Raw genomic sequence first — 24,554 nt, 5'->3', positions numbered from 1 at the left:
CGCACCAGTTTCGCCGGCCTGCAGTGGGCGTTGCTGCCGACCTGATGGAGCAGGCCGGCGGCAATGCTGCAGGTTGTCTTACTCGCTCTGCAGGGCCTCTCGCTGTTTGCGCACTTCATCGGCACTGATCGGTGCGGCGGCGTTGCCCCAGCTGTTGCGGATGTAGGTCAGCACATCGGCGACGTTCTCATCCGACAGGTTCCAGGCGAAGGCCGGCATCGCCGGGCCGGTGGGCGCCGCATCGGTGCTCACTGCACGGTTGCCGGCCAGCACGACGCGGATCATGGAGGCGGCATCCTGAGCGTTGACCAGCGGCGCGTTGGCCAGCTTGGGAAACAGTGTGGCAATGCCGTCGCCATTGGGCGTGTGGCAGCCCGAGCAGCGGTCGGCGTAGATGGCGCTGCCGGCCCTCATCACCGGATCATCCGCGGCCAGCGCTTTGGGCTTGTCGTGCTCGTGATCGAGGTCCTTGAGGTAGACGGCCACGGCCATCAGGTCCTCGTCACGCCAGTGCTGGGTCGAGTGCTCGACCGCCTCGGCCATCGGCCCGGAGGCGATGTCGAAACGGTTGGCGCCGGTCTTCAGGTACTGAACGATGTCCGCTTCGCTCCAGTCGCCAAGACCGACATGGGCGGCGCCGGTGATATTGGGCGCCATCCAGCCTTGCAGCACGCCGCCCTGCAGGAACTCGTCGTTCTTGTCGCCGCCGAGCAGGTTCTTCGGCGTGTGGCAGCTGCCGCAGTGGCCCAGGCCCTGCACCAGATAGGCGCCGCGGTTCCACTCGGCGTTCTTGTCGGCTTTGGGTTTGAACTCGCCTTGTTCGAAGTTCATCCAGTTCCACACCTTCATGTTCATGCGCAGGCTGAAGGGGAATGGCAGCTGGTTGGTCTCCACCTTGTTGTGCACCGGCTCGATGGTGCGCAGGTAGGCCCATAGCGCCTGGTTATCGGCGCGGGTGACCTTGGTGTACGCCGAATAGGGCATGGCTGGATAGAGCTGCTTGCCGTCGCGGCGGTGGCCGCGGGCCATGCTGGCTTCGAACTCCTCGAAGCTCCAGCGGCCGATACCGGTTTCCTGGTCCGGGGTGATGTTGGCGCCCAGCAGTTTGCCGAACGGCGTATCGATGGCCACGCCGCCGGAGAACAGCGGTTTGCCAGGGATGGTGTGGCAGGCCGTACAGTCGCCGAGTGTGGAGATGTAGCGGCCTTTCTCTACCAGCTCGTAGGCGTCCTGGCCACCGAGAGCATGGGCCCCGGCGCTGGCGGCGGTCAGCAGGGCGAAGCTGACGCTGAGAAGAGTCTTCATACGTTGATCATCTCCCCGGGCCGCTTGAGGTACTGGGTGCGGATCGCGTGGGCGGCTTTGAAGGCCAGCGCGCCGACGGTGCCGGTGGGGTTGTAGCCAGGGTTCTGCGGGAAGGCCGAGGCGCCGACCACGAACAGGTTAGGCACGCCCCACACCTGCAGGTGCTTGTTCACCGAACTGGTCGCCGGGTCGGCGCCCATCACGAAGCCGCCCACCACATGGGACGACTGGTAGGAAGTGTTCGACCAGGGCCCCTTGCGCGGGCTGGCAAACATCATCTTGGGATTCAGTGCCTTGGCGATCTCGGCGGTCTTGTCGGTCACGTACTGGGCCATGCGCAGGTCGTTTTCGGTGAAGTCGAAGGTGATGCGCAACAGCGGTCGGCCGTGGGGGTCCTTGTAGGTCGGGTCGAGCGACAGGTAGTTGGTACGCGCGCTGTAGTTGCTCGCCTCGCAGCCGATGGACATGCTCGCGGCGTAGTACTGCGCCGTGGTCTTCTTCCACTCCTTGCCCCACTTGGGCGTGCCCGGCGGTACCGGGCGCGAGTTGATCGGCGCAGCGCCGATGGGCGTCACCCGGGTGCTGCCACCGCCGACGAAGCCCAGGCCGGAATGGTCGAAATTGTCGTTGTTGAATTCGTCGATGCCCATGCCGATGGCGCCGCCACCGATGAAGGGGTTGAAGTTCTTGTCATCGAAGAACAGCTGCACGTTGTTGGCCGTCTGGTAGGCGTAGTTGCGGCCGGTGGTGCCGGTGTTGCTGATCGGGTCGTACGGCTCGCCGATGCCGGAGAGCAGCATCAGGCGTACGTTCTCGAAGGTGAAGGCGGCGACTACCACGATGTCCGCTGGCTGCTCCCACTTCTCGCCGTTGGCGTCGACGTAGACGATGCCGGTGGCGCGCTTGCCGGTGCTGTCCTTGGTCACTTCCAGCACCTCGCAGTGGGTGTTGGCGGTGAAGTTGGGCATGCGCACCAGCGCCGGCAGCACGTTGACGATGGCGCTGGCCTTGGAATAGTTGGCGCAGCCGTAGTTGGTGCAGAAGCCGCAGAAGGTGCACGGCCCCATGGTCACGCCGTACTGGTTGGTATAGCCCTGGGAGGCCAGTGCAGAGGGTACCGGGAACGGCTTGTAGCCCATGTTGCGCGCCGCTTCGGCGAACAGCGTGGGCGCGTAGGTCTGCTTGGTCGGTGGGTTGGGGTATTCATTGGAGCGCGGACCTTCGAAGGGATTGCCGCCTTCGATGATCTTGCCATCGAGGTTGCCCGCCTTGCCGGAGATGCCCGCGACGCGGTCGAAAGCGTCGTAGTGCGGCTCCATCTCTTCCCAGGTGGTACCCCAATCCTGCAGGGTCAGGCCTTCGATGGCCTGGCTACCGTAGCGCTCGGTGAGGTGGCTCTTGAGGCGGAATTCCTCGGGCTGGAAGCGAAAGGTGATGCCGGCCCAGTGGTTGCCGGCTCCGCCGGTGCCATTACCCGGGTGGAACGAGCCCCAGGTGCGCATCGGCAGCGCGGTTTCGCTGGGCTTGTTGCGCATCGTGCAGGTGTTCTGGCGGGTGCGCAGCATCAGCTCCTGGCGCTGCACGTAGCGCAGCTCATCAGCTACCGAGGCAATGTTGAAGTCGCTCGCCGTGTCACGCCAGGCGCCCCGCTCGAAGCCCATCACGCGCAGGCCTTCGTCGGCCAGTTCCTTGGCGATGATCGAGCCGGCCCAGCCGAGCCCTACTACCACGACGTCGGTTGCAGGCAGTTTCTTGACCATGCCGCTCATCCTTTACGATTCCATGCCGAGCTGCCGACGATCGACAGCGGTATCAGGTCCAGCTTCTCGTTGTGCCGGTCGATGTAGGGGCGGTAGTCGTAACGCGCGCCAGGGAAGCCGAGCATCTTCCAGCTCACCATGTCGCGGTTGCCGCCGTAGATCGGGTCGGCGAAGAAGCCTTCCATGGTGTTCTGCAGCACCTGGGTGAAGAACACCTTGGACTCGATGGCCTCGAAGGTGACCTCGCCCGACTCCAGGCCCTTGAGCACCTCGTCGCGTTGCTCACTGTTCAGCTCGCTGAAGCGTTTGCCGAAAGCCTGTTGGCAATGCTTGCCGAGCTGCTCCAGGCCCAGGCGATAGCGTTCGCGGGGCAACTGTTCAGAGCCCGGCTCGATGTCCGGCACGAAGGGGCCCTGCTGGTAAAGGCGCTCGTAGGTACCGTACTGGCCAGCCAACTGACGGTCGATGAACACCGCACAGCCTGCCTCCTTGCCGCTCGGGGACAAGTCATCGGCCGGAATCAGCTGCTCGGCAATGGCTTCCAGTTCGCGGGCTTCATCGGTGGTCAGAAACTGCCAGCCCTTGGCGTCGTAATGCAGCGGGCCGTTGTGGTCGAACGGCAGCCACTGCGGCACACCGCTGATAGTGGCGGCCTGGGCAGTGGCGGCAACGCCGGCTGCCACGCTGGCCGAGGCCTTGAGCAGCGAGCGCCGGCTCAACCCCCGTGGGGCTTCTTTGGACATGTGATCTCCTCGAACGCCGGGCATCCACTGCCCGGCTCAGGCTGTCTGATACGGAGCCACCCGAGGGTGGCAGGCGGATGCACGGGCATCCATGACGCGCGTCGACTGCTCGGGCCGGTACGAATAGTGGTTTTTCGGCACCACGACGCTGCATCGGGAGTTGTTCCGGATCGCGCGATCAGTCGCTGCAACGCATTGCAACAAACTATTGGACGCTCCCGCGGAACTTCTTCCAAAGGTCCGACAGCGAAGCGGCGCGCGGTGTTCAGGCTTTTTGTTCGATTGGTCAGGAAGTTGGCTGAGGGCATCGCATCTACATCCTGGGCCTTCAGCTTGTATGGGGATGTTTCGCTCGCCAGATTGTCAGGCGCAGAGCGCCTCTTCAGGCTATTGTCAGCGCCACGCTGGGCTCTTCAAGTTTCCCTTAGACAAGCCGATGCAGCGTTACCCATCCTGGAGTTCACATCGTGTTCAACTCTCACCTCAAACAGATCAACAAGCAGCTGGAAGCTCGCTTAGCCGTGCAGGAGGAGGTAAGGGAGAACCTCGACAAAGAAATGATCATCATCCAGCTCGACGCTGGCGGGCGTATCGAGCGGGTCAACGAGTTGTTTCAGAGCGAGTTGGGCTATCGCCCCGGCGATGTCGAAGGCCAGGCCTTGGCTCAGCTGTCGCCGCCGGAGCTGGCCCGTGACCCGCACCAGTCGCGGGCGCTGTCGGCCATCAGGGAGCGTCGACATTTCAGCGGCGCGCTGCGTCTGCTGGGCAAGGATGGTCGCCACGTGTGGCTGCGTTCGGTGGTAGTGCCCATGAACGATGTACAGACTGGCAAGCAGCAGTTGGTGATCCACTCCAGCAACCTGACGCGAACCATCGAGGCCTCGCTGGAAAACGAAAGCCTGGTCAAGGCACTGATGCGCTCCACGGCGGTGATCGAGTTCAACCTCGACGGCACGGTGATCACCGCGAATGATCTGTTCTTGCGCGGCATGGGTTACAACCTGGCCCAGGTGGTCGGCAAGCATCACCATATGTTCTGCACGCCCGAGGAGAGCGCCTCGGAGGCTTATCGACAGTTCTGGGAGCGTCTGCGCCGCGGCGAATTCGTGGTCGACCGCTTCCGGCGCATCGACAGCGCTGGTCGCGACGTGTGGCTGGAGGCCTCCTACAACCCCATCATCGATCTGCACGGCAAGCTCTACAAGGTGGTCAAGCTCGCCACCGTGATCACCGAGCAGGTGAACATGGAGCAGGCCGTCGCCAAGGCCGCCAACCTGGCCTACAGCACTTCGCTGCAAACCGACGCCAGCGCCAGCAAGGGGCGTGAGGTGATCCGCGAGACCGTCGAGGTGCTGCACCGCCTGGTCAGCGCCATGGAAAACGCCACCCAGAGCATTCAGGCACTGGACGAGCAGGGCAAGGCGGTGGAAACCATCGTCGCGGCGATCAGCGGCATCGCCGACCAGACCAACCTCTTGGCGCTCAACGCCGCCATTGAGGCCGCCCGCGCCGGCGAGCAGGGCCGCGGTTTCGCCGTGGTAGCCGACGAGGTTCGCCAGCTCGCCTCGCGCACCTCCAAGGCGACTCAGGAGATCGTCGCCGTGGTGCAGCATAACCAGACGCTGGCCTCCGGCGCGGTTGACGTGATCACCCGCAGTCGCGAACTGGCGACTCAGGCGCTGACCATGGCCAATGACTCCGACGCGGTGATCCAGAACATCCAGAATGACGCCGAGTGCGTGGTCGCCGCGGTCAGCCAGTTCTCCAGCCAGGTGGCTACCTGACCGGCTGCCTGACGAGCCTTGCTAGGCTCGTCAGGCAGCCTCAATCCTCCGCTGGTACCGTCCAGAACAGCTGCACACCATCGTCGCGCCAGGCGATGGTGACGTTGTCATTCTCGGCGATCTCGTCGAGCAAACGCGTCCAGTCTTCGGGGCTGTCGCCTTCGGCGCGCAGCAGCACCGCCGAGCGCGAGCGCTGGGCGGCCGGCGCGTTGATGGCGCGGGAAACCCGGGCACCGAGCTGTTCATAGGAGGTGGTGGAGGCAGCTTGTTGAGTCATGATGGGCTCTCGGATTGCTGTATTTGCATACAGTAATCCGGCCAGTGGCCAGCTGTCACTCCCCGCTCGAGGTTCTGTCGCTGCCGGTAATCGCCAGGGAATGCTCGGTGCCATAACACGGGAAATACAGGCTCACACTGGTGCCTTCGCCCAGCCGACTGGTCACCGTCAGTTGGCCGTTCATATCGGTCACGAAGCTCTTGACCATGGTCAGGCCCATGCCGCTGCTCTTGTCGGCCGCGCGGGTGGTATAGAAGGGCGCGAAGATATGCTCCAGCGCCTCGGGCGCGATGCCGCTTCCGGTATCCGTGATGCGGATCGCCACGTAACGCCCGGCCTTGAAGTTGGCGTTGTGCTCGGGGAAGTTGCTGCGGTCCAGATGGGTGTTAAAGGTGCTCAGCGTCAGCTGGCCGCCACTGGGCATGGCATCGCGTGCATTGGTCACCAGGTTGATGATGGCGCTTTCCAGGTGCTGACGATTGGCGCGCAGAAAGCTGCTGTCGGTGGCCAGGTCGAGCTGGCAGCTGATCGCCTGGCCCACCTCATTGCCGATCAGTGTGTTCATGCCCAGCAGCAATTGATTGGGATCGATGCGCTCCAAGGTTCTGGGCCGTGTGCGAGCGAACAGCAGCAAACCTTCGGCCAGCTCCGTGACCTTGTCGGTCGCCTCCCGGCACAGTGCGTAGCGCGCCTGCAACTGCTCCGAACCGGCGTCGCGGATCTCCTTCTCCATCAGCGCCAGGCTCATCGACAGGCTGGTCAGCTGATTGGTGAACTCGTGGACGACACCGCCGCCGACCTTGCCGATCTGCTCCATCTTCTGGGCCTGTAGCAAGGCGTTATGCAGATTGCTCTGCATCTGCACCTGAGCCGCCTGCTGGCGCAGATCCTGGATGCTGTTCATAAAGCCGACCATGGCCCCGTCCTTGTCGAGCAGGGGAACGATGTTGGCGAGAATCGGCACCTGACTGCCGTCGCGCTGCTCGACGATCATGCGCAGGTTGGTGATCGGCTTCTTGCTGAGCAGCACCGCCGCCAGCGGCGACTGCTCGAACGGCATAGGGGCGCCGTCCTCGCTACGCAGGCGATAGGCGCCTGTGTACCTGACCTGCCCCTGGCTGATATCCGGCGCCTCACCCCAGATCTCTGCCGCCTTGGAGTTATAGGTCGTCAGCTGCCCCGCCGCGTTGCACAGGTAAACCCCAACCGGCAGAAACTCGATCAGCTCATGGCCCAGCTTGCGCACGAGCGGCACATCATCAGGCAGCCGTAGACCGGCGCCGAGCGGGTTATCTGCCATGGTGGCTCCGTTTGGTGATGGACGTAGCGTAGTCGGTTCGACGGCGGGTGCGATAGGGTGATTAAGCGAGGGGAAGATGAGCAATATGCCGACTTCAGAAACGACAAGGCCCCGCATTTCTGCGAGGCCTTGTGTTGTATGGTGCCGGCACCAGGAGTCGAACCCGGGACCTACTGATTACAAGTCAGTTGCTCTACCAGCTGAGCTATACCGGCTTTGAGGGGCGCCATTATATCCATTCGTTTGCATGAGTAAAGCGGCGCGAGGCAGCTTTTTTACGGCCGTTCCAGCCGCTCTGGCTGGGGCTTATGCACAAATGGGCAGCGGCTAGAGGCTTTTTAGAGAACTTCTACGCAGCCTTTCACAGTTTTGGCAAGTGACTGTTCTGTATAGCTTTTTATTTGTGATTAAAAAGTGATCAGCTTTGGCCGGGCGTTATGGGTGGTGGGCTGGCGTGGTTTGCTCAGCTTCTGTGAACAGAGTTATCCACAGATAGTGTGTGCAACTCAGGCGCGCTCGGCGAGCAGCAGCAGGTTGCGTGGGGTCAGGTGCGCGGTGCAGAACTGGCCGAGACGTACGGCATAGCCCTGCTCCTGCAGATACAGGGCACGGTCGAGTACCAGCCAGAGTTCCAGGGGGCGGCGGAACAGGCCGCGTACCAACTCCAGATTGCGCACCTCAGCCAGGCGTTGCCAGCCGGCTGCTTCCAGGCGTTGCCAGTCGTGTTCGCCAACAGCGGGCAGTTGCTTGAGTTCTGCGAGGTCGCGGCAGTAATCGGAGAAAGGTTTCTTCAGCCAGGCGGGCGGCAGCGAGGGCGTGGGCAGGTAGGTGTTGACGCCGCGCAGCCCGCGCTGCAGCAGGTCGAAGGCCAGGCGCCAGGCCATGGACTGGTCGCGCTGCTGGCGTACGCGGTTGCCGGCGGTCACGGTTTCGCTCATGGGCAGGGCCAGGTCGTCCAGCGAGAGGCGCAGCGGCGAGCCCTGTGCGGTTGTGGATAACGGTTGATAATTGGCTGCCGCAACGCGGTTGTAGCAGCAGGGCGCGATGGCCAGCTGGCGACAGCCTGCAGCGCTGGCCAGCTGCATCAGGCGCACGTGCAGGTCGCCGCAGGCGTGCAGGGCCACGGGGCTGTGTTCGGCATACAGCTGGGCGGCAGCGGCTTCGGCAAGTACGTCCTGCTCGATATGCTGGGCTGTTATTCCCAGGCGGCAGCTCAGTTCGGCGCCGCTGGCTACCAGTGCCGGATCGTATTCCAGACAGGTTAGCTTCTGGCCAGCGTGGGCGAGTACGCGGCCTAGGTGGCCTTTGCCGGCGCACCAGTCCAGCCAGTGCTGCGGTTGTTGGGCGAAGCCCAGGCTGCCGCCGAATGCGCGTATCTGCTGCCACTTGCGACCGGGAACGTCCACCGAGAAGCGCGGTGGCAGGTCAGCCGAAGGCTGCTGGGGCAGGTCGCCGACTTGGCTCAGGTGCTCGGCCTGCCAGGCCAGTTCGGGGAAGGGCGCCGGTGCGTCGCTCAGTGCCGTCGGCTGGTTGTGGCTGGCCTCGGCCTGCTCCAGGGTACGGCTGCGCAGCCAGGCGGCCAGTTCGGCATGCTGGTTTTCCCAGGGCAGTGTCTGGTGGGTGAAGGGCCGGGGTTTCCACAGCGCCTGGTGGGCGACGAGAAACTTGTCCAGCGCCTGGAAGCGCTGGAGCAGCTCGACGCCACTGAGGGGCGGGATAGATTCGGTTGTCATAAGCGACTGCGACGGGGCTTGCGCCCCGTCGTCACCCTAGCGGCCCTGGCAGGCGTCGACGCGCAGCCAGCGTTCCAAGAGCTTGAAACCGTTGATCAGGACGAAGGTGATTAGCAGGTAGAACACAGCCGCAACCACGAAGAACTCCATGTTCACATAGGTGCGTGCGTTAAGTGTGCGCGCCATGCCGGTGAGGTCCAGCAGGGTCACGGTGCTGGCCAGGGCGCTGGCCTTGAGCATCAGGATCACTTCGTTACTGTAGGCCGGCAGGCCGATGCGCGCCGCCCGTGGCAGCACGATGTGCAGCATGGCTTTGGCCCGCGACATACCCAGTGCCCGCGCCGCTTCGATCTCACCTGGTGGTACGGCCTGAATGGCGCCACGCAGAATCTCGGCGATATAGGCGGTGGTATGCAGGGTCATGGTGATCACCGCGCACCAGTACGGGTCGCGCAGGTACGGCCACAGCGGGCCCTGGCGCACGGCCTCGATCTGCGCCAGGCCGTAGTAGACCAGGAACAGCTGCACCAGCATCGGGGTGCCACGAAAGAAGAAGATATAGCCGTAGGGCAGAGAGCGTACGTACCAGCGGTGCGAGGAGCGGGCAATGCCCATGGGGATCGCCAGAATCAGCCCGGCAATCACCGCTACGGTGAGCAACTCGATGGTCAGCAGCGCACCTTCAGCCATTTTGGGCAGGTACTTGAGCATCAACTCCCAGTTCATTGAGTGCTCCTTACGAAGCCGCGGGTGGCTCTTTTCTCAAGGAAGTGCAAGCCAATCATGGAAACGATGGTCAGCCCCAGATAGATGATGGCGGCTACCAGGTAGAAGGTCATGGGCTGCTTGGTGGATGTCACGGCAATTTGTGACTGACGCATGATCTCGGTCAGGCCGATGACCGACACCAGCGCGGTGTCCTTCATCAGGATCATGAACAGGTTGCCCAGGCCCGGCATCGCGATACGCCACATCTGCGGCAGGATCAGTTGCCAGAGAATGCGGCCTTTGGAAAGTCCCAGCGCCAGACCCGCTTCGCGGTGACCCTTGGGGATAGCCAGGATGGCGCCGCGGAATACTTCGGTGGCATAGGCGCCGAAGCACAGGCCAAGGGCAATGACGCCAGCCGTGAATGGGCCGAGTTCCAGGCTGCCGACACCAAGGCGTTCGCCCAGCTCGCGCAGAACGTTCACGGTGCCGAAATAGATGAGCAGTACCCAGAGCAGTTCGGGCACGCCGCGAACCAGTGTCGAGTAGGTGCCGCCAAGCCACTGCAGCGGCTTGTAGGGCGAAGTCTTGGCGAAGGCGCCGAGCAGGCCGAGCACCAGGCCGAGGCACAGGGCGCTGAGCGCCAGTTGCACGGTCATCAGGGTGCCGGCGGCCAGGGCCGGGCCGAATCCGGAAAGATCGAAATTCATGGAAACTCAAAGACCCGCGCCGCCAGTGGCGACGCGGGCAGGCTGCTTAGTAGATGCTGAAGGGGAAGTACTTGTCGTTGATCTTCTTGTAGGTGCCGTCGGCAACGATTTCCTCGAGGGCCTTGTTCAGGCGCTCGCGCAGGGCGTCGCCCTTGCGCACGGCGATGCCGATCTTGTCGTTGTCGAATACCGGGTCGCCCTTGAATTCGAAGTCCTTGCCGGCGTCGCTCTTGAGCCATTCCCAGTTCACGAAGGTGTCGGCCAGCACGCCGTCGACGCGGCCGGAGGCCAGGTCCAGGTAAGCGTTTTCCTGGGTGTCGTAGAGTTTCACGTCCACCACGCCGCCCATGTTGTCTTCCAGCCAGGTGCCGGCGATGGTCGCGCGCTGGGCGCCGATGACCTTGCCTTTCAGGCTGGCCTTGTCGGTCTTGAAGTCAGCGCTTTTCGGGGCGATGAACTGCAGCTTGTTGGTGTAGTACGGGTTGGTGAAGTCCACGGCCTGCTTGCGCTCGTCGGTGATCGACATGGAGGCGATCAGGAAGTCGAACTTCTTGGCGTTCAGGGCCGGGATGATGCCGTCCCAGTCGGAGGTGACCACTTCGCACTCGGCTTTCATCTTGGCGCACAGGGCCTGGCCGATTTCCACGTCGAAGCCGCCGACCTGGCCGCTGGCGTCGATGAGGTTGAAGGGCGGGTAGGCGCCTTCGGTGCCGATCTTCAGTTTGTCAGCAGCGACGGCACTGGTGCCGAAAGCCAGAGTGGCGGCAGCTGCCAGCAGAATCTTCTTATAGCTATGCATGCGTGATTGCTCCGTGTTTAACGATTGCTGGACATGAATTGTTTGCAGCGCGCCGACGTCGGGTTGTCGAACACCTGATCGGGCGTGCCCTGTTCCTCGACCACGCCCTGGTGCAGGAATACCACCTGGCTGGAAACCTGGCGAGCAAAGCTCATCTCGTGGGTCACCAGCAGCATGGTGCGGCCTTCTTCGGCGAGCGCGCGGATCACAGTAAGCACTTCTTGTACCATTTCCGGGTCGAGGGCCGAAGTCGGCTCGTCGAACAGGATCACCTTGGGCTGCATCGCCAGGGTGCGGGCAATGGCGGCACGCTGCTGCTGGCCGCCGGAAAGCTGATTGGGGTAGACGTGGCGCTTGTCGGCGATGCCGACCTTGGCCAGCAGCGCCTCGGCGATTTCGCGGGCCTCGGCCTTGCTCTTGCCGAGCACGCGGCGCGGTGCTTCGGTGATGTTGTCCAGCACGGTCATGTGTGGCCAGAGATTGAAATTTTGGAACACGAAGCCGATTTCGCTGCGCAGGCGGTTGATCTGGCGGTTGTCGGCGGCGACCAGTTCGCCGTTCTTCTGTGCCTTGAGCTTGAGCTCTTCGCCGGCCACGAGGATCTGGCCCTGATGGGGATTTTCCAGCAGGTTGATGCAGCGCAGGAAGGTCGATTTGCCTGAGCCGGACGAGCCGAGAATGGAGATCACGTCACCGTCGCGTGCCGTGAGAGAAATGCCTTTGAGCACTTCGAGGTCGCCATAGCGTTTGTGCAGATTGCGGATTTCCAGCGCGGGCGTGGCCTCAGCCATCAAGCAGTCCTCTTAATTCTTGTGCGGATGGAATCCGTGTTCGGCGGGGCTGTGGGCAGCAAACCTAGCATAGGCCCCAGGGGGCGCCAAGGTCGTTACTGGCCCGTTGCCGTCACGGTCGCAGGGTTGTCGCATCATCGCAGGCTGTTGTCGCCACGCCGCAAAAAAGACGGGCAAGCAGGCTGCAGGATGAAAAAGACGCGCACCCTACTGATATCCGCCTCGCAATTCCAGTGCCAGCCAGCGAATTGGCCGATCTGGAGCCAAGCCTGTCAGTTGCCGAGCATGCTCTGCACCTTGTCGCGCAGTGCATCGAGCGAGAAGGGTTTGCCGATGATCGAGGTGCGGTTGGCCGGCTCGCTCTTGTCGATCTCCACGCTTTCTGCGTAACCGCTGGCGTACAGTACCTTGAGATCGGGACGCAGCTGGCGCGCAGCAACCGCCAGTTCCTGGCCGCTCATACCGGGCAGACCGATGTCGGTCATCAGCAGGTCGATGTGTTCGTCGCTGCGCAGGATCTGCAGCGCCTGCTGGGCTTCGCCCGCTTCGGTCACGCGGTAATCGAGCTCTTCGAGCACTTCCACCGTAAGCATGCGCACCACTTCGGAATCTTCCACGAGCAGGATGCTCTGGCCGGCGGTTGATGCGCCTGGAGCTAGGTCTGACAACGGCGTTACCTCTGATAAAGGATGGTGAAACCGCAGAGCGTCCTGGCGGGCGGTTGGCCTGCCGACGCTGCATGTTTCGAAACCGCGTTGGCGGCAGGCCGCCTAGCATGGCACGAATCTGGTGCGTGGGCTGCATTGCGAGCATGCCACCTGGCTGAAAAACGGGCATTCAACGGTTGCAGCGGATGACCGAGCACGCTTTTGCAATCCGATGAAAAAATAACTCGAACCCTTGGCACCTTGCCATGATCCAAGCGCGCGGACGACCAGATGCCAGCATTGGATTAACCGATGATGGCGCATTACCATCCGCCGTTCGCCATTCACCTCTACCCATAACAGCCCAACACGGCCAGCCAGGGATCTGCGATGCCTAACAGCACCATTGATGAGAACAGCTTCAAGCGAATTTTGCGGCGCAACGTCGCCCTGCCGCTTGGCGTGGGCGTGGTCAGCGCGGTGTTCTTCGTAACCCTGATCGGCTACCTGCTCAGCGTATTGGGCTGGGTGCAGCACACCGACCGGGTGCTCAACAACGCCAGCGAATCGCTGAAGCTGTCCATCGACCAGGAGACAGGCTTTCGCGGCTATCTGCTGTCCGGTGACGTGCGCTTTCTGCAGCCCTACGAGGTCGCCAAGCCGCGTATCCGCGCCGAGATGCAGACCCTCAACGAGCTGGTAGCCGACAACCCGCTGCAGGTCGAGCGCTTGCGCAGTATCGCCGCCCTGCAGGACGAATGGACCGCCTTCGCCCAAGGAGCGATCGCCGCCAAGCGCGACGGTGGCAACTTTCTTGACCCGGTGCGCGACGGCCGCGGCAAGCAACTGACCGATGCCATCCGTGATGAATACGGCGCCTTCATCGCCATGGAGCAGCGTCTGCGCGAGGAGCGTAACAACGCCGCCAGCAACACCGCGATCACCACCATCGCCCTGTTCCTGCTGTTCACTCTTATTTTCAGCGGCGGCCTGGCGATTTTTGGCCGCCGTGAGCTGCTGCGTCTGACGGGTACCTACGGCGCCATCCTCAAGAAACAGGAAGAGCACAACGAGCGTATGCAGGCCCAGGCCTGGCTGCGCAACGGCCAGAACCAGATGGCCGAGCGGCTGATCGGCCAGCAGGCGCTACCGGTGCTGGGCCGCAACACCCTGGAGTTCCTAGCCAGCCATCTGGATGCCGCAGTGGGCGCGCTGTACGTGCGCGAGGAGCATGGTAACCTGCGCCGCGTGGCGACTTATGGCTTTTCCCGCGAGCATGAGAATGCCGAGCAGTCGTTCTACAGCGCTGAAGGCATGGTTGGCCGCGTGGCCCATGACCGACGTCTGCTGATTCTCGACAACCTGCCGGGCGACTACCTGAAAGTCAGCTCCGGCCTGGGCGAGGGCAAGCCTTTGGTAGTCGCACTGCTGCCGGTCAGCAACGATGGCGATATCAACGGCGTGGTCGAGCTGGGCTTCCTGCGCCCCTTGAACGAGCGTGATAGCGAATTTCTGGAACAGATCGCACCGAGCGTCGGCGCGTCGATGGAGGCGGCCCGTTACCGCCATCGTCTGCAGGAAATACTCGCCGAGACCCAGCAGCTCAACGAAGAGCTGCAGGTGCAGCAGGAGGAGCTGAAAACCGCCAACGAGGAGCTTGAGGAGCAATCCCGGGCGCTCAAGGAGTCCCAGGCGCATCTTGAAACCCAGCAGGCGGAACTGGAACAGAGCAACGAGCAGCTATCGATGCAGCGCGACGCGCTGGACGACCGCAACACGGCCCTGCGCGAAGCCCAGCAGCAGCTTGAGGAACGTGCCGAGGAGCTGCAGCGTGCCAGCCGCTACAAGTCCGAATTCCTGGCCAACATGTCCCATGAGCTGCGCACGCCGCTCAACAGCTCGCTGATTCTTGCCAAGCTCCTGGCCGACAACCCCAAGGGCAACCTGGATGCGGAGCAGGTGAAGTTTGCCGACTCCATCTATTCGGCCGGCAACGACCTGCTCAACCTGATCAACGATATCCTCGACATCTCCAAGGTCGAGGCCGGCAAGCTCGATCTGCGCCCGGAAAACACCAATGTCGTGCGCCTGGCCCAGAGCCTTGAAACCACCTTCCAGCCGGTGGCCGGCGAGAAACAATTGGCCTTCAACGTCGACATTGCCAACGACTTGCCGCGCTCGCTGTACACCGACCGCCTGCGTGTCGAGCAGATCCTCAAGAACCTCTTGTCCAACGCCTTCAAGTTCACTGAACAGGGTCAGGTCAGCCTGAGCGTCAGCCGGGTCGAGGAGGGCGTTTCGTTCGCCGTACGCGACAGCGGTATCGGCATCGCCAAGGAGCAGCAGGAGTACATCTTCGAGGCCTTCCGCCAGGCCGATGGCACCACCAACCGGCGCTTCGGCGGCACCGGGTTGGGCCTGTCGATTTCCCGCGACCTCGCCACGCTGCTCGGCGGCTCGATCAGCGTCTCCAGTACGCCGGGCGAAGGTAGCGTGTTCACTCTGGTGCTGCCCCTGACTTTCTCGCCGGGCGAAGAGGACCTCTTGCTGCCAGCCGGCGAGTCGGCTCCGGTGGTGCCCAGCGTTGCGCCTGCCGTGGCTGTGCCGGCCCAGAGCGAGGTGGCGCGCAACGTGCCTACTTTCCCGGATGACCGCGGCATGTCGGTACTGGGCGGGCGCTGCGTGCTGGTCATCGAGGACGAGCCGCAGTTCGCCCATATCCTCTATGACCTGGCCCACGAGCTGGATTACCGCTGCCTGGTCGCTCACAGCGCCGAGGACGGCCTGGAGCTGGCCACCTCGCATCATCCCGACGCCATCCTGCTGGACATGCGCCTGCCGGACGGCTCCGGGCTGTCGGTGCTGCAGCGTCTGAAGGAAAACCCAGGTACCCGGCACATTCCGGTGCACATGATTTCCGTCGAGGACATGGCCGAGGCCGCCCTACATATGGGCGCCGTCGGCTATGCACTCAAGCCTGCCACGCGCGACCAGCTCAAGGGCGTGTTCGGCAAGCTCGAAGCGCGCCTGACTCAGAAGATGCGCCGCGTGCTGGTGGTCGAGGACGACAAGCTGCAGCGCGACAGCATCGCCCGCCTGATCGGCGACGACGACATCGAGATCGTCGCCGTCGAGTTCGGCGAGCAGGCGCTGGAGCAGCTGCGTCACCACATCTTCGACTGCATGATCATCGACCTGAAACTGCCGGACATGCAGGGCGACGAGCTGCTGGCGCGCATGGGCAGCGAGGAGATTCGTTCCTTCCCGCCAGTGATCGTCTATACCGGCCGCAACCTGACACGCGCCGAAGAGGCCGAGCTGCTCAAGTACTCGCGCTCGATCATCATCAAGGGCGCGCGCTCGCCTGAGCGCCTGCTCGACGAAGTGACCCTGTTCCTGCATATGGTCGAGTCGGAGCTGTCCAGCGAGCGCCAGCACATGCTCAAGACCGCGCGCAGCCGCGACCGTGTGTTCGAAGGTCGGCGTCTGCTGCTGGTCGATGACGATGTGCGCAACATCTTTGCCCTCACCAGTGCCCTGGAGCACAAAGGGGCCCAGGTCGAGGTGGCGCGCAATGGCCGCGAAGCCATCGAGAAACTGGAAGCGGTGGGCGATATCGACCTGGTGCTGATGGATGTGATGATGCCGGAGATGGACGGCTACGAAGCCACCCGGCGTATCCGTGAGAACCCTCGCTGGCGCAAGCTGCCGATCATCGCGGTGACCGCCAAAGCCATGAAGGATGATCAGGACCTGTGCATGAAGGCCGGTGCCAACGACTACCTGGCCAAACCCATTGATCTGGATCGGCTGTTCTCGCTGGTCCGCGTATGGCTGCCGAAGCTGGAACGCATCTGACATGTCCGACCGTACCCAGGATATCGAGCTGCGGCTGCTGATCGAGGCGATCTACCTGCAGTACAGCTACGATTTTCGCGACTACTCCGGCTCTTCGCTCAAGCGCCGGATCGTGCACGCCATGCGCCAGTTCGAGTGCGCGAGCATCTCCGAGCTGCAGGCGCGGATCATCCACGACTCGGCGGCGTTCATGCAGCTGCTGCAGTTCCTCACCATCCCGGTCAGCGAGATGTTCCGCGACCCGAGCTACTTCCTGGCGCTGCGCCAGGAGGTGGTGCCGTTTCTGCGCACCTACCCGTCGCTAAAGTTGTGGGTGGCCGGCTGCAGCACGGGCGAGGAGGTCTATTCCCTGGCCATCCTACTGCACGAAGAGGGGCTGCTGGAGCGCTCGATCATCTACGCTACCGACATCAACCCGCGCTCGCTGGAGAAGGCCAAGCGTGGCATCTTCCCCATCGACAACATGCGGCTGTATAGCGAGAACTATCAGCGCGCCGGCGGTAAGGGTTCGTTGGCCGACTACTATACGGCGGCCTACGAAGGTGCGCTGTTCGAGCGCTTTTTGTGCGCCAACGTGACCTTCGCCGACCACAGCCTGGCCACCGACAGCGTGTTCTCGGAAACCCAGTTCATCTCCTGTCGCAACGTGCTGATCTACTTCAACAAGACCCTGCAGGACCGCGCCTTTGGCCTGTTTCACGAGTCACTCGGGCACCGCGCTTTCCTTGGCCTGGGCAGCAAGGAAAGCCTGGACTTCTCAGCCTACGCCGGGCGTTTCGAGGCGCTGAATCGCCAGGAACGGGTGTTCCGTAAACTATGAAAGCGCCCCTTCGCAAACTCTCTGCGGTGGTGGTCGGCGCCTCGGCCGGTGGCGTGGAAGCGCTGCTCAACCTGTTCGTCGGGCTGCCGGGCGACTACGGTTTACCGGTGGTGGTGGTGCTGCACCTGCCGGACGGGCGTGAAAGCCTGCTGCCGGATCTGTTCGCCCGCCGCCTCGCGCTGCGGGTAAAAGAGGCGCAAGACAAGGAAGTGCTGCAGCCGGGCACGCTGTACTTCGCCGCCCCCGGTTATCACCTGTGCATCGAGGCCGATGGAAGCTTTTCCTATAGTCGTGAGGAGCCGGTGCATTTTTCCCGGCCCTCGATCGATTACCTGTTCGATTCGGCTGCCGATGTTTACGGCAGCCAGCTATTGGGCATCTTGCTCACGGGCGCCAATCAGGACGGCGCCGCCGGGTTGTACACAATAAAACAGCGGGGCGGAGTGACCGTAGTGCAGGACCCGCAGGAGGCGCAGGTTGCGACCATGCCCGAAGCGGCCCTGGCGCTGCACCAACCCGACTACATTCTTCCTTTGCGGGGCATTCTCGCATTGCTAACCGAACTGGACTCACGCCCATGTTGAGTAGCACCGGATGCAAACTATTGATCGTCGATGACCTGCCGGAGAACCTGCTGGCGCTGGAGGCATTGATCCGCCGCGATGATCGTGAGGTGTACAAGGCGCAATGCGCCGACGATGCCCTGGTGCTGCTACTCGAGCACGAGTTCGCCCTGGCCATTCTCGACGTGCAGATGCCGGGCATGAACGGCTTCGAACTGGCCGAACTGATGCGCGGCACGGAGAAGACCAAGCACATCCCCATCGTCTTCGTCAGCGCCGCCGGGCGTGAGATGAACTACGCGTTCAAGGGCTACGAGAGCGGCGCCGTGGACTTTCTCTACAAACCGCTGGATATCCAGGCGGTGCAGAGCAAGGTGGCGGTGTTCGTCGACCTGTATCGCCAGCGCAAGGTCATGGCTCAGCAGGTGGAAGCGCTGGAACGCTCGCGTCAGGAGCAGGACGCGCTACTCGCCGAGCTGCGTTCGACCCAGGGCGAGCTGCAGCATGCGGTGCGCATGCGTGACGACTTCATGTCCATCGTCTCCCACGAGCTGCGTACGCCGCTCAACGGGCTGATCCTCGACACCCAGCTGCGCAAGATGCACCTGGCCAAGGGCAACCTCACCGCGTTCAGCGAAGACAAGCTCGGCGCCATGTTCGACCGCGACGAACGGCAGATCCACAGCCTGATCCGTCTGATCGAGGATATGCTCGACGTGTCGCGCATCCGCACCGGCAAGCTGTCCATTCGCCCAGTGGAGTTCGACCTGGCGCAGACCGTGCGCAACGTCGCCGAGAACTTCGCCCAGCAGATGACCGTAGCCGGTTGCGACCTGCAGTTGGACATCGATGAGGTGCTGCACGGCAGCTGGGACCAGTTCCGCATCGAGCAGGTGATCAGCAACCTGCTTAGTAACGCCTTGCGCTATGGCGCCGGGCGACCCATCGAAGTGCGCGCCCGCTCCGATGAAGGCGGTGCGCGCGTCGAGGTGCGCGACCACGGCATCGGGATTTCCCTGGAAAACCAACATCGCATCTTCCAGCAGTTCGAGCGCGCGGTGGGTAGCGAGTCGGTAGCAGGGTTGGGGCTTGGTCTCTTTATCTCCGACCAGATCGTCAAGGCTCATGGTGGGCATATCGAGGTGCAGAGCAGCCTGGGGCAGGGCTCGCTGTTCAGCGTCTGGCTGCCGCGTGGCACCCGCGTGCAGATAGGCGGATAGGTTGAACTCACCACGGCGCCAGGGTCGAAGCGAAGGTGCAGAAATTGGTAGGAGCGGAGCAGTGCAATGAACGATGTGAAACGATGCGTACTGATCGTCGAGGACGATCCGCTGCTGCTCATGCTGCTGGCCGAATATCTGGAGGGCGAGGGCTATTACGTGCTGCAGGCCGACTGCGCCGCCGATGCCTTCGCCATCCTGGCCACCAAGCCGCACCTGGACCTGTTGATCACTGACTTCCGACTGCCCGGCGGAGTCTCCGGCGTGCGCATCGCCGAGCCGGCATTGCTGCTGCGCCCGGACCTCAAGGTGATCTTCATCAGCGGCCACCCCGCCGAAGTGCGCGAGACCGGCAGTGCCCTGCTCGACTCGGCACCACTGCTGAGCAAGCCCTTTACCCTGGAAACCCTAAGCACGCAGATTGCCCATCTGCTTGATTGAGGCGAGGGATACACCCGGCCGCTTCTACCTGATGAGGGGCGTGCCGGGACGTCTGGTTCATACCCAAGAATTTCGCGGGCATGGCCCGCTCCCATGGTGGTCACAGGCTGGACGGATAGGCTGTAGGGTGGGTGAAGGCGCTACCCTCTGTGGCGTCCGGCGCACATCTTCCCGCGCCGTAACCCGCCAATCGGCCTCACCTTCGCCTATGGGATGCGGCCTGTAGCTACTCCTGTGCTCAACACAAGCGACGCGACCATGACCTGAAACAGCTATTGGCATCGCTCAGATTCTGTGGGAACGGGCGGAGATGCCTAGTCCATGCTTGCGAATTGGCTCGTGCAGCACGTAGGGCGGCTGAAGCGCTAACCTGATCTGACGGCCGGCGCACACCTTCAAGCGCCGTAACTCATCAAGCATCCCAACGAACTGAATACGAACCCGGGTATCGCTCCGCTCAACCCGGGCTATGACTCATTCAGTGCTTCTCTGGCGCAGGCTTCCCTGGCTCCTCGATAGGCCGCTGCGGGCTGAACGGGCTATCCGGATCATCGACGATAGAGCCCGGATCCTCGTTACCCGGATCGTTGATTGGTGTCTCATTCGGCTCGACCGGCGGCTGTTTGGGGTCGTTGGCGGCCTTCAGGGCGATATTGACTTGCATGGCTGGCTCCCGCTGCATAAGGCCCGCTGTAGTGGGGGCGGGCAATGTCATGTGGAGCGCGGGGCGAGGGCGGGCGTTCAGCGTATCCGCCAGGCGGAGGTGTCTTGACTACTTGCGCCTGTAGCTCTTGGTGCCGCTGCGAGTCATGCAGTATTGCCCGCCTCGCGGGCCGGTACATAGCGTCCCGCTGCCACAAGGACAGTCGCTGGCGACGTTGCCAGTGGCTCGCAGTGTCGTGGCAGAGCCTCGGTGCTCGGCGCTGCAATCGCGCTTGCTTCTGCTGATCGATCCGTCGTTACAAAGAAACAGCGGGCCATCACAACGCGCGATGCCGCCCTTGCTACCCGAGCAGGGCGTATTGGCGGCATTGCCGAGTATTGGCAGTATCAGCAGGAGCACCAACAATCCGATCAGGCGAATGCTCATGCGCGCGGCTCCAGCCTTGAAGCGCCAGGGAAGGGAATAAATTTCAGGCATTAAAAAACCGGCGCTAGGCCGGTTCTTTAATTCTCGGATGGTACATGCACCACCTGAGTATAAGGTGGTGCCCAGGGACGGAATCGAACCGCCGACACGGGGATTTTCAATCCCCTGCTCTACCGACTGAGCTACCTGGGCAACGGCGCGTATTAAACGGTTTTAGCCTTGGGGTGTCAAACCTTTTTTGGAAAATATTTAAATATTCCGGGCGCTTACGTCTCAGGCCGCTTATTCGCTGGGCGGCACGTAGCCTTCGGCCTGGGCGTAATCCTCGCCGGAGAGGAACTTGTCCATCTCGGCCTGCAGGAATTTGCGGTCTTCGGCGTTCATCATGTTCAGGCGACGCTCGTTGATCAGCAAGGTCTGGTGCTTCTGCCATTCGTCCCAGGCTTGCTTGGAGACGTTCTGGAAGATGTCTTCGCCTTTGGCGCCAGGGTAGGGCGCGCGATCCAGGCCGGGGAGTTCCTGTTTGTGCTTGCGGCACATCACGGTGCGGGTCATGCCATTTCTCCTGTATGCAGTGCGTCGGCCGCGCGTTTGAGCAGCTTTTTGACCGGGGCGGCGAGGCCCAGGCGCGGCGGGGTGGCGAGGTTATACCAGAGCCAGTCGGCCTCGGCCACGTAGCCGGGCACGCCGTCGACCTCGATCAGCCAGGGGTCGATGGCCAGTTGGAAGTGGCTGAAGGTATGGGTGATTTGGTCGAGCTGGCGGCGTTCGCCGAGGCGTAGTTGGTGCTGGTCGGCGAGGCCGTTCAGGGCGTCGAGGTCATCGAGTTCCGGCAGGCTCCACAGGCCGCCCCAGAGGCCGGTAGACGGCCGCCGGTAGAGCAGCACGGCGCCGTCACGGCTGACCAGCATGGGCATCAGGGTGCGTTTCTGCGGCAGTTCCTTGCGCGGCTTGGCCACCGGGTAGCGGATCTCCAGGCCGAGCAGATGCGCTTCGCAGCCGCTTTGTACCGGGCAGAGCAGGCAGGTGGGCTTGCTGCGTGTGCAGAGCGTGGCGCCCAGGTCCATCATCGCCTGGGTGTAATGATTGACGCGTTCCTCGGGCAGGAAGCGCTCGGCCACGGCCCATAGCTGCTTGGCTACCTTGGGCTCGCCCGGATAGCCTTCCTGGGCGACGAAACGGGCCAGCACGCGTTTGACGTTGCCGTCGAGAATCGGCGCGCGCAGGCCCATGCTCAGGCTGGCAATGGCGCCTGCCGTCGAGCGGCCGATGCCGGGTAGTTCGGTGAGGGCTTCGACGCTGCGTGGGAATTCGCCGCCGTGCTCGGCCATGATGATCTGCGCGGTCTTCTGCAGGTTGCGGGCGCGGGTGTAATAACCCAGGCCGGTCCACAGGTGCAGCACTTCGTCTTCCGGCGCTTCGGCCAGATCGCGCACGGTGGGCAGCGCGCTCATGAAGCGGTCGAAGTAGCCGAGCACGGTGCTGACCTGGGTCTGCTGCAGCATGATCTCCGAGACCCACACGCGGTATGGCGTGATGTTCTGCTGCCAGGGCAGGTCCTTGCGGCCGTGCGCGTCGTACCAGCGCAGCACGGCGCTGGAGAATTGCTCGGGAGTCATCGCTTGAACAGGCCCTTGAGTGCGTCTTTCAGTTCCGGGCTGACCTTATCACCGAGCTTCTCTTCGAGCTTTTCGTTGATGCGATCGCCGGCCAGCTTGGCTGCGACCTTGCCCATGCCTTCCTGATCCAGGCGGCAGGCCTTGGCGCCGAGCTCCAGTGGGCCCCGGCAGTGCAGCGGCCAGGCGATGCCGACGTAGCGCTGGTTGACCTCGCAGGCCGGGTCCGGCATTTCGCGCTGATCGCCTTCGATGGTGATGCCAACGCGGTAATCCATGCCCAGTACGCGCAGGTCGACATCACCGTTGCCGGCCACGCTCAGGCCGGGGATACGGGTCTGCAGATCGGGGTTGCTGGCCACGCCGTTGCGGATGCTCAGGCTGCCTTGCAAGCGCTCGAAGGGCGTGTCTTTGCTGCGCGGCTCGCCGCTCAACTGTTTGCGGTTGAGGGTGGAAATGCCGCGGCACAGTTGCTGCTCCAGGTTGGCGTCGACCAGCACGCCGTCTTTGAGCATGAAGCTGGCGGTGCCGTTGAGGGCGTCGATCCAGGCTTTCTGACTGTTGCCGCTGGTGGTCAGGTCGCTGTTCAGGTCGAGCAGGCCCTTGAGCGGCGAGGGGCGCTGTTCGTCCTTGAGGAATGGCTCGACCGGCATGCCGCTCAGTTGGGTATGCAGGCTGAGCACCGGCACGGCGGGGCGCACATCGGCATCGGCCTTGATGGCGAAGCTGCCGTTGCCAAGCTTGCCGCGCAGCTCTTCCAGGCTCAGCGCGCCACCTTGGCCGCGGGCCTTGAGGCTGACGGCGCTGAGTGTCTGCTTCTGTAGGGTCAGCTGGTCGAGGGTCAGGTTGGCCTGCATATCGAGTTTGCGCAGGGCCGGGATCGGGAGCACTTCGCTGGAGCTCCAGGCCTGCTGGGTCGGTGTGTTGGGCACTGGCGTGGTGCCGGCCTGGCCAGCGTTGGCGACGGTTTCACGCACTTCGGCCTTGCGCGCCGAGTCGGCGTCCTTCTTGTCCTTGCTAGCGGGTGGCAGGTAGCGGTCGAGGTCGAGCTTGTCGCCCTTGAGCTGCACGCGCAGCGCCTGCTTGGCGAAGTCGGCCACGGCGAGCTTGCCGGTAAAGGTGCTGTCGTCGAGCTTGAGGGTCAGCTCGTCCAGCGACAGGCTGTTGGCAGTGCCGTTCAGTTGGGTGACCAGCTCGAATTGCGACAGGGTTTTCTCGTCGTTCATCGGCGGCAATTTCTGACCGAGGCTGGCGAGAAACTCGCGCAGGTTGACGGGCGCTACCGACAGGCCGCCGGACAGCTTCGGCTCGCTCTGTAGGTCACGCACCTTCACTTCACCCAGGGCGCGCAACTGGTTGGCGGACAATTTGAGGCCATTCCATTCGGCGACTTGTGCTGCCAGGTCGACCAGCAATTGGCCCTGGGCTGCATAGGTGAGGGTCTGGCCATTGAATGGCTCGCCAGACGCCTCGCCGGACAGACGCGCATCTTCGAGTTGGTAGCGTTTGAGGACGCGGTCGAAGCGCAGCTCGCCCTGCAGTTCGGTGCGCGCACGCATCACCGGCTGGTTACTGCCGAAGAATGCGCTGAGCTTGATCGGCACACCGGCGCCTTCGCGGATCGCGCCGGTGGTCAGCTGGATGCTCTCGGCGCTGAATTGCTGGCCCTTCTGGGCGTCGCGGTAGTCCACCCGGGCACCGTTGACGATCAGGCTGTCGATGTCCAGCTTGATCGGCTGGCCGCTACTTTCCTGCGTCGGCTTGTCTGCTGATTGCGGTGCGTCGTTGCTTGCGGTTTGTTCGGCCGGCGCATCACCTGGCTTGGCCGGCGGGTGGCCGACGTCTTCCCAGTTGCCGTGGCCGTTTTCGTCACGCTGCAGGTCGAGGTTCAGGCCGTCGACGCGGATGTCGCTCATCTGCACTTCCTTGCGCAGCAGCGGCAGCACGCGCACCGACAGACCAAGCAGGCGCAGATTGGCGAACGGCTTGTCCGGCGTGCTGGCGCTGGCCAGGGTGGCGTCGGTCAGCTCAAGGCCCAGCCAGGGGAACAGGCTCCAGCCAATGTCGCCGTTGAGGGTCAGCTCGAGGTTGGCCTTGTCCCGCGCCAGTTGGCGGATTTCATCCTTGTAGTCGTTGGGGTCGAACAGGTGAGTCAGGGCAAAGCCCAACGCCACGATGATCAGCAGTAGTCCGAGGAAGAACAGACCCAGGATTTTGCCGAGCGCTTTCATGGACGAGTCCTATGCAGTGACGAGAAATTGGAATCCGCGAGTATAACGCCCGAGGCGTCCCCGCGGTTAAAGGCAGTCGTGTACGCGCGAGCTCTGCTGGCAGGCACTGGCCAACGCGAGGCGTATTGCCTGAGCTGGTAGACCACTACTAGTCAAGA

At 63.0% G+C, this 24,554-nt stretch carries 21 protein-coding genes and 2 tRNA genes; 6 read left to right on the top strand and 17 right to left on the bottom strand.

Annotation, left to right across the window (positions count from 1 at the left end; genetic code table 11):
* Positions 1-78: 78 nt before the first annotated feature.
* From BM279_RS01005 to BM279_RS00995, 3 genes are read right to left on the bottom strand one after another with little or no spacing between them, the layout of a single operon-like run.
* Positions 79-1,305, bottom strand: a complete 1,227-nt coding sequence (locus BM279_RS01005) for a cytochrome c (RefSeq protein WP_093500117.1) — start codon at positions 1,303-1,305, stop codon at positions 79-81.
* Positions 1,302-3,065, bottom strand: a complete 1,764-nt coding sequence (locus BM279_RS01000; protein ID WP_093501192.1) for a GMC family oxidoreductase — start codon at positions 3,063-3,065, stop codon at positions 1,302-1,304. Before BM279_RS01000 ends, BM279_RS01005 begins: the two co-directional genes overlap by 4 nt.
* A gap of 5 nt (positions 3,066-3,070) precedes the next feature.
* Positions 3,071-3,808 (bottom strand): gluconate 2-dehydrogenase subunit 3 family protein, encoded by a 738-nt coding sequence (locus BM279_RS00995; protein ID WP_093500115.1) that lies wholly within the window; start codon positions 3,806-3,808, stop codon positions 3,071-3,073.
* Positions 3,809-4,275: 467 nt separating this feature from the next.
* Here BM279_RS00995 and BM279_RS00990 point away from each other — a divergent pair, with 467 nt between their 5' ends.
* On the top strand, positions 4,276-5,592 hold the full coding sequence (locus BM279_RS00990; protein ID WP_093500113.1) for a methyl-accepting chemotaxis protein: 1,317 nt from the start codon (positions 4,276-4,278) through the stop codon (positions 5,590-5,592).
* 40 nt (positions 5,593-5,632) lie between these two features.
* On the opposite strand, the gene BM279_RS00985 is transcribed toward BM279_RS00990, so the two are convergent.
* From BM279_RS00985 to BM279_RS00945, 9 genes are all read right to left on the bottom strand, one after another.
* The gene (locus BM279_RS00985; protein WP_093500111.1) at positions 5,633-5,869 is read right to left on the bottom strand and encodes a DUF1654 domain-containing protein; all 237 of its coding nucleotides are present in this window, start codon (positions 5,867-5,869) and stop codon (positions 5,633-5,635) included.
* A gap of 55 nt (positions 5,870-5,924) precedes the next feature.
* Entirely contained in the window at positions 5,925-7,169 is a 1,245-nt protein-coding gene (locus BM279_RS00980; protein WP_167363077.1) for a two-component system sensor histidine kinase NtrB, read from the bottom strand.
* 139 nt (positions 7,170-7,308) lie between these two features.
* Positions 7,309-7,384 (bottom strand) — tRNA-Thr (locus tag BM279_RS00975).
* A gap of 291 nt (positions 7,385-7,675) precedes the next feature.
* Positions 7,676-8,902: a methyltransferase gene (locus tag BM279_RS00970; protein WP_093500107.1), complete on the bottom strand. Its 1,227-nt coding sequence runs from the start codon at positions 8,900-8,902 to the stop codon at positions 7,676-7,678.
* Between the two features lie 36 nt (positions 8,903-8,938).
* The gene (locus BM279_RS00965; protein WP_093500105.1) at positions 8,939-9,628 is read right to left on the bottom strand and encodes an ABC transporter permease; all 690 of its coding nucleotides are present in this window, start codon (positions 9,626-9,628) and stop codon (positions 8,939-8,941) included.
* Positions 9,625-10,320, bottom strand: coding sequence for an ABC transporter permease (locus BM279_RS00960; protein WP_093500103.1), 696 nt, complete (start codon positions 10,318-10,320; stop codon positions 9,625-9,627). The genes BM279_RS00965 and BM279_RS00960 overlap by 4 nt, the downstream gene beginning before the upstream one ends.
* Positions 10,321-10,366: 46 nt before the next feature.
* Positions 10,367-11,119 carry an ABC transporter substrate-binding protein gene (locus BM279_RS00955; protein ID WP_093500100.1) on the bottom strand — a complete coding sequence of 251 codons (753 nt, stop codon included), beginning with the start codon at positions 11,117-11,119 and terminating at the stop codon, positions 10,367-10,369.
* Between the two features lie 17 nt (positions 11,120-11,136).
* Positions 11,137-11,910, bottom strand: a complete 774-nt coding sequence (locus BM279_RS00950; RefSeq protein WP_093500098.1) for an ABC transporter ATP-binding protein — start codon at positions 11,908-11,910, stop codon at positions 11,137-11,139.
* 272 nt (positions 11,911-12,182) lie between these two features.
* Positions 12,183-12,527, bottom strand: coding sequence for a response regulator (locus BM279_RS00945; protein ID WP_279626485.1), 345 nt, complete (start codon positions 12,525-12,527; stop codon positions 12,183-12,185).
* A 420-nt stretch (positions 12,528-12,947) separates the two neighbouring features.
* Between BM279_RS00945 and BM279_RS00940 the strand changes: the two genes are divergently transcribed.
* The 5 genes from BM279_RS00940 to BM279_RS00920 all read left to right on the top strand — a co-directional run bounded on the left by BM279_RS00940 (position 12,948) and on the right by BM279_RS00920 (position 19,459).
* Positions 12,948-16,415 (top strand): response regulator, encoded by a 3,468-nt coding sequence (locus BM279_RS00940; RefSeq protein WP_093500094.1) that lies wholly within the window; start codon positions 12,948-12,950, stop codon positions 16,413-16,415.
* A gap of 1 nt (position 16,416) precedes the next feature.
* Complete coding sequence (locus BM279_RS00935; RefSeq protein ID WP_093500092.1) at positions 16,417-17,235, top strand: CheR family methyltransferase; 819 nt, start codon at positions 16,417-16,419, stop codon at positions 17,233-17,235.
* On the top strand, positions 17,232-17,819 hold the full coding sequence (locus BM279_RS00930) for a chemotaxis protein CheB (RefSeq protein ID WP_093500090.1): 588 nt from the start codon (positions 17,232-17,234) through the stop codon (positions 17,817-17,819). Before BM279_RS00935 ends, BM279_RS00930 begins: the two co-directional genes overlap by 4 nt.
* Positions 17,813-19,018, top strand: a complete 1,206-nt coding sequence (locus BM279_RS00925; RefSeq protein WP_093500088.1) for a hybrid sensor histidine kinase/response regulator — start codon at positions 17,813-17,815, stop codon at positions 19,016-19,018. The genes BM279_RS00930 and BM279_RS00925 overlap by 7 nt, the downstream gene beginning before the upstream one ends.
* A gap of 66 nt (positions 19,019-19,084) precedes the next feature.
* A complete protein-coding gene (locus tag BM279_RS00920) occupies positions 19,085-19,459 on the top strand; it encodes a response regulator (RefSeq protein WP_093500086.1) in 375 nt (124 codons plus the stop codon).
* Between the two features lie 478 nt (positions 19,460-19,937).
* Here the strand turns inward: BM279_RS00920 and BM279_RS00915 are convergent, their stop codons facing one another.
* From BM279_RS00915 to BM279_RS00895, 5 genes are all read right to left on the bottom strand, one after another.
* Positions 19,938-20,123 (bottom strand): hypothetical protein, encoded by a 186-nt coding sequence (locus tag BM279_RS00915; protein WP_093500084.1) that lies wholly within the window; start codon positions 20,121-20,123, stop codon positions 19,938-19,940.
* 542 nt (positions 20,124-20,665) lie between these two features.
* Positions 20,666-20,741 (bottom strand) — tRNA-Phe (locus tag BM279_RS00910).
* 90 nt (positions 20,742-20,831) lie between these two features.
* On the bottom strand, positions 20,832-21,104 hold the full coding sequence (locus BM279_RS00905; protein ID WP_073262556.1) for an oxidative damage protection protein: 273 nt from the start codon (positions 21,102-21,104) through the stop codon (positions 20,832-20,834).
* Positions 21,101-22,168 carry an A/G-specific adenine glycosylase gene (gene mutY, locus BM279_RS00900; protein WP_093500082.1) on the bottom strand — a complete coding sequence of 356 codons (1,068 nt, stop codon included), beginning with the start codon at positions 22,166-22,168 and terminating at the stop codon, positions 21,101-21,103. The genes BM279_RS00905 and mutY overlap by 4 nt, the downstream gene beginning before the upstream one ends.
* Positions 22,165-24,396 carry an AsmA family protein gene (locus BM279_RS00895; RefSeq protein WP_093500080.1) on the bottom strand — a complete coding sequence of 744 codons (2,232 nt, stop codon included), beginning with the start codon at positions 24,394-24,396 and terminating at the stop codon, positions 22,165-22,167. Before BM279_RS00895 ends, mutY begins: the two co-directional genes overlap by 4 nt.
* Between the last annotated feature and the right edge of the window lie 158 nt (positions 24,397-24,554).

Source organism: Phytopseudomonas straminea, assembly GCF_900112645.1.
Lineage (GTDB): Bacteria > Pseudomonadota > Gammaproteobacteria > Pseudomonadales > Pseudomonadaceae > Aquipseudomonas > Aquipseudomonas straminea.
The sequence above is the reverse complement of the archived record's forward strand: the minus strand, read 5'-3'. Positions and strand labels throughout refer to the sequence as shown.

Excerpts from the sequence above, each read along its gene's own strand:
- BM279_RS01005 (WP_093500117.1), bottom strand. The coding sequence starts at position 1,305 with ATGAAGACTCTTCTCAGCGTCAGCTTCGCCCTGCTGACCGCCGCCAGC.
- BM279_RS01000 (WP_093501192.1), bottom strand. The coding sequence starts at position 3,065 with ATGGTCAAGAAACTGCCTGCAACCGACGTCGTGGTAGTAGGGCTCGGC.
- BM279_RS00995 (WP_093500115.1), bottom strand. The coding sequence starts at position 3,808 with ATGTCCAAAGAAGCCCCACGGGGGTTGAGCCGGCGCTCGCTGCTCAAG.
- BM279_RS00985 (WP_093500111.1), bottom strand. The coding sequence starts at position 5,869 with ATGACTCAACAAGCTGCCTCCACCACCTCCTATGAACAGCTCGGTGCC.
- BM279_RS00980 (WP_167363077.1), bottom strand. The coding sequence starts at position 7,169 with ATGGCAGATAACCCGCTCGGCGCCGGTCTACGGCTGCCTGATGATGTG.
- BM279_RS00970 (WP_093500107.1), bottom strand. The coding sequence starts at position 8,902 with ATGACAACCGAATCTATCCCGCCCCTCAGTGGCGTCGAGCTGCTCCAG.
- BM279_RS00965 (WP_093500105.1), bottom strand. The coding sequence starts at position 9,628 with ATGAACTGGGAGTTGATGCTCAAGTACCTGCCCAAAATGGCTGAAGGT.
- BM279_RS00960 (WP_093500103.1), bottom strand. The coding sequence starts at position 10,320 with ATGAATTTCGATCTTTCCGGATTCGGCCCGGCCCTGGCCGCCGGCACC.
- BM279_RS00955 (WP_093500100.1), bottom strand. The coding sequence starts at position 11,119 with ATGCATAGCTATAAGAAGATTCTGCTGGCAGCTGCCGCCACTCTGGCT.
- BM279_RS00950 (WP_093500098.1), bottom strand. The coding sequence starts at position 11,910 with ATGGCTGAGGCCACGCCCGCGCTGGAAATCCGCAATCTGCACAAACGC.
- BM279_RS00940 (WP_093500094.1), top strand. The coding sequence starts at position 12,948 with ATGCCTAACAGCACCATTGATGAGAACAGCTTCAAGCGAATTTTGCGG.
- BM279_RS00935 (WP_093500092.1), top strand. The coding sequence starts at position 16,417 with ATGTCCGACCGTACCCAGGATATCGAGCTGCGGCTGCTGATCGAGGCG.
- BM279_RS00930 (WP_093500090.1), top strand. The coding sequence starts at position 17,232 with ATGAAAGCGCCCCTTCGCAAACTCTCTGCGGTGGTGGTCGGCGCCTCG.
- BM279_RS00925 (WP_093500088.1), top strand. The coding sequence starts at position 17,813 with ATGTTGAGTAGCACCGGATGCAAACTATTGATCGTCGATGACCTGCCG.
- BM279_RS00920 (WP_093500086.1), top strand. The coding sequence starts at position 19,085 with ATGAACGATGTGAAACGATGCGTACTGATCGTCGAGGACGATCCGCTG.
- BM279_RS00915 (WP_093500084.1), bottom strand. The coding sequence starts at position 20,123 with ATGCAAGTCAATATCGCCCTGAAGGCCGCCAACGACCCCAAACAGCCG.
- BM279_RS00905 (WP_073262556.1), bottom strand. The coding sequence starts at position 21,104 with ATGACCCGCACCGTGATGTGCCGCAAGCACAAACAGGAACTCCCCGGC.
- mutY (WP_093500082.1), bottom strand. The coding sequence starts at position 22,168 with ATGACTCCCGAGCAATTCTCCAGCGCCGTGCTGCGCTGGTACGACGCG.
- BM279_RS00895 (WP_093500080.1), bottom strand. The coding sequence starts at position 24,396 with ATGAAAGCGCTCGGCAAAATCCTGGGTCTGTTCTTCCTCGGACTACTG.